This window comes from Streptomyces sp. MUSC 14, assembly GCF_001866675.1.
In the GTDB taxonomy this organism is placed as follows: domain Bacteria; phylum Actinomycetota; class Actinomycetes; order Streptomycetales; family Streptomycetaceae; genus Streptomyces.
The window spans coordinates 1-8,681 of record NZ_MLYN01000105.1 but is presented as its reverse complement, the minus strand read 5'-3'; the positions used below and the strand labels follow the sequence as shown (position 1 = coordinate 8,681).

Below are 8,681 nucleotides of genomic sequence, written 5' to 3'. Positions count from 1 at the left end.
CACCCACCTGCGCGGCAGCACCACGAACCCGCTGGTGTCGTCGGTGCGTTTGACGATCTCAAGGGCGAGCTGGAGTTTCTCGGCCGCCCAGTCGACGAGCCGACCGGCATAACCGCCGTCCGCCCAGACGAGGCGGATGGAGAAGTACATGGTGCGCAGCCGCTCGAGCAGCGGGACGGCGGCGTCGCGGTCCTGCACGCTCGCCGCGGTCACTGCGACGGCCAGGACCAGGCCGAGGCAGTCCACGACCAGGTGCCGCTTGCGGCCACCCACTTTCTTCCCGCCGTCCCACCCGGACGTCGAGCGCGGGATGTTTGTCGCCGCCCGCAGTGACTGCGAGTCCACGATGGCGGCCGTCGGGTCCGGCGAACGGCCTTCCTTCTGGCGGACGTTGTCACGCAGCCGGTCGTGGAGTTCGGTGAGCAGGCCCGTCACCTGCCAGCGTCGGGCGAACGCGTGCACCCGCCGATACGACGGGAAGTCGCAGGGCAGGTTGACCCACTTGACGCCGTTGTCGACGACGTAGCGGACCGCGTCCAGCATGACGCGGTGGCAATAGCCCTCCGGTCGTCCGCCCCGCCCCTGAAGCCACGCGGGGACCGGCAGCAGCGGCCGGATGACCTGCCATTCGGCCTCCGTCAGGTCGGAGCCGTAACACGGGGCGCGGTCCGGCCCGTCCGCCGCGTTGCCGAACCTGTGCGCGAGACAGTCACACGCCGGAGACGGCGCGTTGGACTCCACGGACGCAAACGCGACAGACTGCGACACAGGGCCTCCTGGTGCTGCTCGGTTGGGATCGCAACCCCGAGCTACCAGGAGGCTCTGCCGTTATGCCCCGACCACCGAGAGATCACCCGAACAGGAATCGTGTTCGACTGATCAAGCCTGCCCAGCGGTAAGCGGATGGCGTCTGAGACCACGCCTGCTTGGTCAGCCACACCCCACTCCCAGAGGCTGGCTGGAGAGAGGCGCGCGGAGCTCGACGCGGAGCCGACTCGATGTGTCGACGGCCAGTCCCAGGCCGGAGTGGCGAAGCTCTGCTGAGTAGCGTGCGATGAGGTCGAGATCCCGTAGCTGCCGCTGCAACTCAGCGGCTAGTGCCTCGTCCGGGTCGGGAAGATCTTCGTCTCCCTCTTCCTCAGCCAGGTACTGGAGTCGATGGTCAATGGCCTCCACCGCCCGACTGCTGGTCCAGACGGCGAATTCCTGGCAGCCGAACAGGTAGGCGTGCGCGGCATACAACGCCGCGGCTGCGGCGGACTCGTCCGCGTCATCCGGCCCGTCCTGGCCGTCGTTGTGACAGTACTCGCTGAGCATGTACTCGGCGACACCGCGTTTGACTGCCGAAAAGGCCGTTGGGTCACCAAGAACGCCCTCCCACACGGAGTTCAGAAGCGGCCGCAGGCTCACAGTGAACGGAGCCTGCTCATCCGCAGGCAGTGCCTCATGCCAGCTCATGAGCCGCTCCGCGACACCAGCGGCGAAAACGCCACGCTCGCCGGAGGACGCCGCCTTCAGCCGCTTCTCCACCACAGCTGAGAGCTCCTGCCATGTATTCATTCGACCACCCCGGTTCGCGATGCCGGCGCGCTCACGCCAGCCGTGGCGATCATCGCAGTCACCAGTGACAACGCCACGGGCGAACGCACAGCGGACAGCGCACTCATTGGCGACGGGTGCGCCTCCTTACCGCCAGGTGAGCGTCTCGGCTTCCGAACCACAGTCGGCTGCCTGTCGCTTCGCGCTTGACGAGTAGAGGCCCCAACCCTTCGCGGGGTTCCGGGTGTCCCGTCACATGAGACTTGCAGGGGCGAAACCGTTGGCCTGCGGGGCGACAGGTTCAACCGCGACTGGCGGGGTGCAGCAACAGGGCGCCGCGAAGACGCGTGGGCGGCACGGTTTGCGCGTCCCATGGATCATGGCGACGGTGATGCCGCCGGAGCAGGACCTTGTCAGGCCGGCGAGACGCCTGTCGGCCGGTTTCGCATTGAAGATGGCAGTTTCCTGGTCGGAAGCCGCAGCAGTGGACGTGCTCAGGAGGAGGGCCGCCGCTGACGATCCTGAAGCTCACCGCGGGCGGTCGACCAAACGATCTCGAACTCATCGGCCGACAACGACTGCGGGTCGTGCCCTTCCCACTCGGAGACGGGTAGTTCCGCGGTCAGACCGTAGACGCTCTCGTATTCAGCTGACCGACCGTTTCTCTCGGCTCCTTGCCACTCGGCCAGCGAGGCAGCAGCCAGGACCTTGTTTCCGGGCTCCTGCAACTCGACTTGCCGGATCACATAGCCATCGGTGTCCAACTCGAAGTAGAACCAGACGGCTTCCTCGTCCCAGAAGCAGCGAACCCAGGTCGTCACGGGTTCACCGCCTCGAAGGGCTCGTCGTGCCATCGCCAGCCAGCGGTGCCGTCGTCGTGGATGTCCAGCATGAACTCGGCGACCGGGCGGCCGTCGGGAAACGTCAGGGTGAGCGCACTGCGGATCTGGGCGTAGCAGGCGTCGGCCCGCTCCCAGTCCTCCTCGTCGGCAGCCCGCTCCTGCTCCCTGAAGAGGGGACGGAACTCATCAAAGCCAGGAAGGGTGTGGACTCTTGCGTACGTCCAGGGCATATCGGCGCCGGTCACGGTCAGCCGGGCAATCTCCTGGCCGCCGCGGTGGAGCCGCCAGATACTGCCGGTGGTCAGGTTCGGGTCGCTCATATCCCCATGATGGCGATCAGCACTGACAGGCGGGGGCGATGCCTGCTGGATTGAACTAACTGATCGTTTCAGAATGCGGTCCGCAGGCGGCGAAGGCATATGAGGCTGCAGGCCAGTTCGAGCAGGCCCTGGTGGAGATCCGCGCGTCGTTCGTAGCGGATGCGGAGCCGCTTGAACTGGTGCAGCCAGGCGAAGGCGCGCTCGACCACCCAGCGCACCTTGCCCAGTCCGGAGCCGTGTGCGACGCCGCGTCGGGCGATCATCGGCTTGATTCCGCGCTTCCACAGCAGGCGGCGGTACTTGTCGAAGTCGTAGCCCCGATCGGCGTACAGGCGCCGGGGCTTGCGGCGGGGGCGTCCCCGCAGGCCCCGAATCGCTGGGACCGCGTCAAGCAGCCGCAGCAACTGGGTGACGTCATGTCGGTTCCCGCCGGTGAGCGTGACGACGAGCGGGGTGCCGTGACGGTCGACGATCAGATGGTGCCTGGAGCCGGGACGGGCGCGGTCGGCGGGCGAGGGGCCGACGTGATCCCCCCTTTCAGGGCCCGGACATGCGACCCGTCCACGGCGCAGTCGTCCAGGTCCAGAAGGTCAGCGCGGCGTAGTTCGGTCAGCAAGGCGGCATGCAGACGTGGCCAGACGCCGGCCTCGGTCCAGTCCCGCAGTCGGCGCCAGGCCGTCACACCGGAGCAGCCCACGGTCTCGGCCGGGACATCACGCCAGGCGACACCGGTCCGCAGCACGTACATGACGCCCGCGAGGGCCGCCCGGTCGGGAACACGCAGTCGACCCGGGTAGCGGTGGCGCCTTTCGGGAGCGGGCGGCAGCAGCGGAGCCACCCGCTCCCACAGGTCATCCGGAACAAGATCAGCACGCACCCCGAACACCTTGCCGACCAAGATCGCCGAGCACAAGACCCACAGCTCAACTCATTTTGAAACGATCAGTAAGAGGGGCGCACCGGTGAGTACGGACTACCAGCAGGCACGAGAAGCCCTTGGGGCGCGCCTTCGCGAACTCCGCCTCTCAGCCCCTGGTGGCCGGCTCACCGCACAAGTCCAAGGTCAGCCGCCTGGAGAACGGCAGGCAGACCCCCACACCCGATGACCTTCAGCTCTGGGTTGCAGCGACAGGCCAGCCCGAGGCGTATGACGAGCTCCTGGCCAGGCTCCGCGGGTTCGAGTCCCACATCCGGTCGTGGCGACGCCAGCTTGCCTCGGGGCACAAGGCGGTGCAGGACACCCACCTGACCGCCCACGCGGACGCCTCACGGTTCCGCGGCTGGGAATCATCCATGATCTTCGGGATCCTGCAGACCCCCGACTACGCGCGGTCGATCTTCACCAGGTACGCAGACCTGCAACGCTCGCCGCGTGACACCGAAGAGGCGGTCCGCTCCCGGATGAAGCGGCAAGAGCTGCTGTACGACTCTACGAAGCGGTTCCACCTCGTCCTCTGGGAAGCCGCGTTGCACGCCCTGGTGTGCCCGCCCTCGGTCCTCGCCGCCCAGCTCGATCGCCTTGCCGGCGTCGTCGGGCTCGACACCGTGGAACTGGGGATCATCCCCTTGTCCGCGTGGCTGAAGATTCCGCCTGCGACCGCCTTTTGGCTGTACGACGATCGTCAGGTCATCGTGGAGAACTGGCATGCCGAGCTGTGGATCGATGACGACACCAGCGTCGACACGTACTTGCGGACGTGGAAGACACTCCGGGAGTCCGCGGTGTACGGGCCCGATGCCCAGAACATCATCAACGGCGCTCGGCGGTCGCTGAACACGCGCTGACCCGCATACGACGAAGCGGCCTCGCCCTCCCGTCGGGGGAGAGCGAGGCCGCAGTCATGCGCGCCTCGATCAGCGGTTGTTGGGGCAGGGCGCCTCGTTGCCGTCGGCGTCGTGGTGGACGGTCTTCGGCTCGGTGCCAGGACGGGCCGGGGTGATGACGCGGTAGCCGCCGCAGCCGCAGGCCTCGACGGTGTTGCTGGAGCCGGTCATGAGTCCTCGCCTTCAAAGGTGGTTCCTTCGCCCACTACGGTCCAGGGACGGCGCCGAAACGTGGGGCTCCAAGAACCCTTCGCGATTCGCCGGTGTGGTCGTCGCCAGGCAGATGGCCGCGCGTCTCACATGTCCATCCCTTCGGCCAGTGGTCGGGCCGGTTCGCACTGCCGGAACGCCCATAGAGACCGCCAACGGGGTCATGGGCCACCTCAAAACCCGAAACTTCCCAGCTCAGACCTGATATCAGGGGAGAGACCCGGTTTCGAGGTGAGGCGAAACCTCAACCCCTCCCCGAAACCGACTCAGGGACGCCCAACGCATCGTCCTCGACGGCCGACGGATCGGCGTACCGCAGGCCCTTGGCGTCCCCGCAGCACTCCCGGACGGCGCCTCTACCGGGATCCCGAGGGCTTCAAGCGCCGCTGCTTTTCACCAGCACCGCCCTGGCCTGGCGACGACTCGCCCCGTTGACCGTCCACAGCGTCCAGCAGCTCAACCGCGAGCCCGTCTGACCACCATCCCGTGTCACTGCCGAGAGCACCCGCCGGCCCGGTGGTGAAGCCGGCTTCCATAGAAGTGGCCCGGCACTCCCCTAGGGTGCCGGGCCACCGTCATGCCTGGGACGCTCAGTCCTGCTCGCCTGTCCATTCCAGAGTCACGCTCAACGGTTCAACGGGAGTCGAAACGATCGGCGCAGACCAGCCGGCATCGGGGCAGGACGGCGGGGCGGCGCGCTGGTCTCGGCTGACAGGCATTCCGTCGTCTCCCCGGAATCCCCGGAAGACCCCGTCTTCCCCGGCCTCCCGCGCCCACTCGTCGAAGTCCATGTTGCCGATGGACATGTTCGCGTAGAAGGCGGAAAGCTCGGAAGCGGCGATTCGGAACTGCTGATGTCCGGCGTCCTGGAGGAGGTTGAGGGCCAGCAGAGGGAACGACGGGTCGATCAGGCAGCGCTCGTCGGCTACGAGGACTTCACTGAACAGTGGCTGCCCCTCGTAGTCCCGCACGACCTCTGCCGTAAGGCTCTCCACGGTCGCCGCCGCGTACCGGGGGTCCTCCACCAGTGAGACGGCAGCAACGTTGCCGTACTCGTCCGGGATCCTCAGCTCGTCCAGGAGAGCCGCAAAGGCCGCGTCGTCCGCGATGAACGTCCGTACCAGGGGCATGCAGTTCTGGTCGGCGGCCATGATGCTGGTCACCCGCTCGAACGGGTCGTCTTCCTCGGAGATGTCGTCGTACACCGGTTTCCTTCCTATTCAGGCGACCACGTAGAACTGGTCCCCAGACAGGATGCGCCAGGCTTTCAGCCAGCGCTGGATCTCGCCGCCCTGCTGGTTGTTCTCGCGGGGTGGGACGAAGGTGATCTCCCGCTGGCTGGCGGGCAGTGTGGTACCGCCTTGGGCGGTGGAGGCGAAGGGGTACTCGTCGCAGGATGTGCGTCCGGCGCGGCGCTCAGCGGGGGTGGGGGCCTTGCCCTTGCAGACCTCGTCCCAGTGCCGCTGCCGGATCCAGGATCCCAGCCAGGTCAGCGGAACGCCGCTGTTCGGGTCGCCCCAGTAGCCGCCCCTCTGGCGCAGGGCGCGGATGCCCCCCGAGATGTACCGGAAGTTCGTCATGCTGACTTTGGTTCTCACGCTGGGGATGACGCATCCGGCCCGCATGCCCTTGAAGGTGTTGTCGCACCGGTAGCGGACGGTGGTGGCGTTGAAGGAGCCGGGTGCGACGCCGGGCTTGCTGACGGTGAAGGTGTAGGTGGTGTCCTCCGCGCGGGCGGCCTGCCTGAGCAGGCTGAAGGTGCCGAGTACCTGTCCCTGTGAGGGTGTTCCGAGTACGTGGCCCTGCGGGTAGATGATCTTGATCTGGTTGCCCGGCGAGGAGGCGGACACGGACACGGCCAGATCCTGGGCGTTGGGGGTGAGGACCGGGTCGGTGATCGAGACCTGCTCGGTCCAGTTCAGTGATTTGCGGTCGAACCTTTGGATGATCCAGAGGTTGAACGTCCCTCCACCGACGACCTGGCCGTTGGAGAGGAGCTCGATGGGGACGGAGCGCCCCTCGCAGGAGGCATAGCGGGTCACGACGAGATTGCCGACCGTGCAGTCTGCCTGCGCGGTGGACTCGGGGCGTTCCACGGTCCGCACGGCGGAGGCGTGGACGCTGACGGTCCGCTCGGCGGGGGCTGCCTGGGCTCCTGATATGCCGGTGGCCAGAAGTCCGAGTGCTGCTGCTCCTGCGGCGAGGGCGCGTCTGAGCGTGGTGTTCACGTGGTCTTTTCCTCCTTCGCCTGGCGCTGGGTTCCCGCCGGTTGCGGGGGTGTGGCACCGGGCGACGTAGCGGATATTGGTCAAAGAGTGCTGATCTACTGCCTTTTGGCTGATTTCGTGTTGTGATCACGAACAGCACCTCCGCGCAGGGAGCGGTAGGCGTTGCTCGCCGGGAGGGCATCGAGCTGATGGAGGGGCCGCTGCCGGCGGGGCGGGCGGCGTTCTGGGTTCCGCCGGCCGACGTGCGGCGGAGTACTGAGTGCGAACGACGCGCCCGTGGCGGCGACTACTTGGACGATTCGCTTACCCCCTGCGGTCGGTTCGCTGTGCATGCCAAAGACTGGTGCAGGGCCAAACCGTAAAGACCGGCAACGCATCGTGTGGAGTGTCAGGTTGCACAGTGAGGAGGGGGATTCCGGTGCCGCAGTGCACAGCGAGCCCAGAAAGCGCAGGCAGGGCCCTGCCGTCCAAGCTGTGGCCGAGGGCGGTGAACGCGAGTACCGGTGAGCACCTCGCCGCGCGGCCGACCCGACCGCCTGGCTGCACCAGTTCAAACGGCCCCGGTGTCCGCTACGAACGCCGCGCCGACCTCCACCGTGGGTTGTCGGCCCTGGCGTGCAGCATCATCTGCCTTCGAAAGCTCCGGTCCGCCGCATGAATCCGTCAGTCCGGGAGGAACTCCCGGGCATGGTCGCGTGCCCACTGGGCGAAGGTGCGAGCCGGGACCCCGGTCGCCTCCTCGGCCGTGGGTACCGGGCCAGTCGCCGTCGGATCGAATTCCTGGAGTGCCTGCAGGTCTGTCTCGCCGCCCGAATAGTCCTCGAAACCGAGCAGGAAATCCGCGTTCGCCGCCGCGAAGCCTCCTTGCTTGCGGTAGCTCTCCCGTGCCTCGTCCCGGCTCACGACTTCAAAACGGATCGGGCTCCCGATGGCCTCGGCGATGAGTTCAACCTGTCGACGATGCAACAGTATTTCGGGGCCGTTGAGGGTGTACGCCCGTCCGCAGTGTCCGTCTTCCAGCAGAGCAAGGGCTGCAACATCGGCGATGTCCTGCTCGTGCACCGGGCACCAGGCCGCGTCGGGGTTGGGGTCGCGCACCACGCCGTCGGCACGGATGGACGGGCCCCACAAGGCCAGCTTGTTCATCGCGAACTCGCCGGGGCGCACGTGAGTCCACTGAAGGCCCGACGCCTCTACGGCCTGTTCGACCGGCAAGTGGAAGTCCCTGTCGAAGCCTGTCGTGACAGCCCCGGAGGACAGCACCACAACGCGGCGCACGCCAGCTTGCCGTGTCAAGGCAACCACTTCCCGTGCCGTTTCGGCGACTGGGAAGAGATACATCCGGTCGACGCCCTTCAACGCGTCGGCGAGCGATTGCGATTGCATGAGATCCCCCGCAACTACGCGCACGCCTACCGGGAACCCCGCCGTGCGTGGGCTGCGGGTCAGAGCCCGAACCTCCTCGCCGGCCTCAACGAGTTGCCGGACCACGTTCTGGCCGACATTGCCAGTGGCTCCGGTCACCAAGATCGCCAAGATGCTCCTTCTGATCGTCATGTTCAGGGGGCCCTCAGCACGAGAGGACAGTCCCGTCCCACGTTGAGCCGACCGACCAACGCAGTTGTCCAACGACAGGCTGTCGGCCACGCGGCGAGGATGGCAGGCAGTGAGGAAGCAGCTCCAGTCTGATCGCGTCCCATGAAGTGGTGTAGCCGTGC

The 8,681-nt window shown here is 67.0% G+C and carries 9 protein-coding genes and 2 pseudogenes; 2 read left to right on the top strand and 9 right to left on the bottom strand.

Features of this window, described 5'->3' with window-relative positions; all coding sequences use genetic code 11:
• From BIV25_RS44865 to BIV25_RS48785, 5 genes are all read right to left on the bottom strand, one after another.
• Positions 1–768 (bottom strand): IS5 family transposase (locus BIV25_RS44865; protein ID WP_143076825.1); only part of this gene is annotated, 768 nt, incomplete at its 3' end.
• A 162-nt stretch (positions 769–930) separates the two neighbouring features.
• Entirely contained in the window at positions 931–1,533 is a 603-nt protein-coding gene (locus BIV25_RS44860; protein ID WP_071378371.1) for a hypothetical protein, read from the bottom strand.
• A 500-nt stretch (positions 1,534–2,033) separates the two neighbouring features.
• The gene (locus BIV25_RS44855) at positions 2,034–2,360 is read right to left on the bottom strand and encodes a hypothetical protein (RefSeq protein ID WP_071378370.1); all 327 of its coding nucleotides are present in this window, start codon (positions 2,358–2,360) and stop codon (positions 2,034–2,036) included.
• The gene (locus tag BIV25_RS44850; RefSeq protein WP_071378369.1) at positions 2,357–2,701 is read right to left on the bottom strand and encodes a hypothetical protein; all 345 of its coding nucleotides are present in this window, start codon (positions 2,699–2,701) and stop codon (positions 2,357–2,359) included. The genes BIV25_RS44855 and BIV25_RS44850 overlap by 4 nt, the downstream gene beginning before the upstream one ends.
• Before the next feature lie 68 nt (positions 2,702–2,769).
• A protein-coding gene (locus BIV25_RS48785) for an IS5 family transposase (RefSeq protein ID WP_107486716.1) occupies positions 2,770–3,578 on the bottom strand; the annotation gives its coding sequence in 2 pieces (ribosomal slippage) (positions 2,770–3,239 and positions 3,239–3,578; 810 coding nt in all).
• 85 nt (positions 3,579–3,663) lie between these two features.
• Here BIV25_RS48785 and BIV25_RS44835 point away from each other — a divergent pair.
• Positions 3,664–4,486: pseudogene (locus tag BIV25_RS44835) on the top strand (DUF5753 domain-containing protein).
• Positions 4,487–4,555: 69 nt separating this feature from the next.
• On the opposite strand, the gene BIV25_RS51880 reads toward BIV25_RS44835, so the two are convergent.
• From BIV25_RS51880 to BIV25_RS44825, 3 genes are all read right to left on the bottom strand, one after another.
• Positions 4,556–4,696, bottom strand: a complete 141-nt coding sequence (locus BIV25_RS51880; RefSeq protein WP_177235652.1) for a hypothetical protein — start codon at positions 4,694–4,696, stop codon at positions 4,556–4,558.
• Between the two features lie 629 nt (positions 4,697–5,325).
• Positions 5,326–5,940, bottom strand: coding sequence for a hypothetical protein (locus BIV25_RS44830; RefSeq protein WP_071378367.1), 615 nt, complete (start codon positions 5,938–5,940; stop codon positions 5,326–5,328).
• Positions 5,941–5,955: 15 nt separating this feature from the next.
• On the bottom strand, positions 5,956–6,963 hold the full coding sequence (locus tag BIV25_RS44825) for a NucA/NucB deoxyribonuclease domain-containing protein (protein WP_071378366.1): 1,008 nt from the start codon (positions 6,961–6,963) through the stop codon (positions 5,956–5,958).
• Positions 6,964–7,497: 534 nt separating this feature from the next.
• Here BIV25_RS44825 and BIV25_RS50075 point away from each other — a divergent pair.
• Positions 7,498–7,621 (top strand): annotated as a pseudogene (locus BIV25_RS50075) (IS5/IS1182 family transposase); the annotation flags it as partial.
• Between the two features lie 5 nt (positions 7,622–7,626).
• Here the strand turns inward: BIV25_RS50075 and BIV25_RS44820 are convergent.
• Positions 7,627–8,499, bottom strand: coding sequence for an NAD(P)H-binding protein (locus BIV25_RS44820; RefSeq protein ID WP_071378373.1), 873 nt, complete (start codon positions 8,497–8,499; stop codon positions 7,627–7,629).
• Positions 8,500–8,681: the final 182 nt, after the last annotated feature.

Bases quoted from the DNA above. Each gene is read 5' to 3' on its own strand.
- BIV25_RS44850 (WP_071378369.1), bottom strand. From the start codon at position 2,701: ATGAGCGACCCGAACCTGACCACCGGCAGTATCTGGCGGCTCCACCGC.
- BIV25_RS51880 (WP_177235652.1), bottom strand. From the start codon at position 4,696: ATGACCGGCTCCAGCAACACCGTCGAGGCCTGCGGCTGCGGCGGCTAC.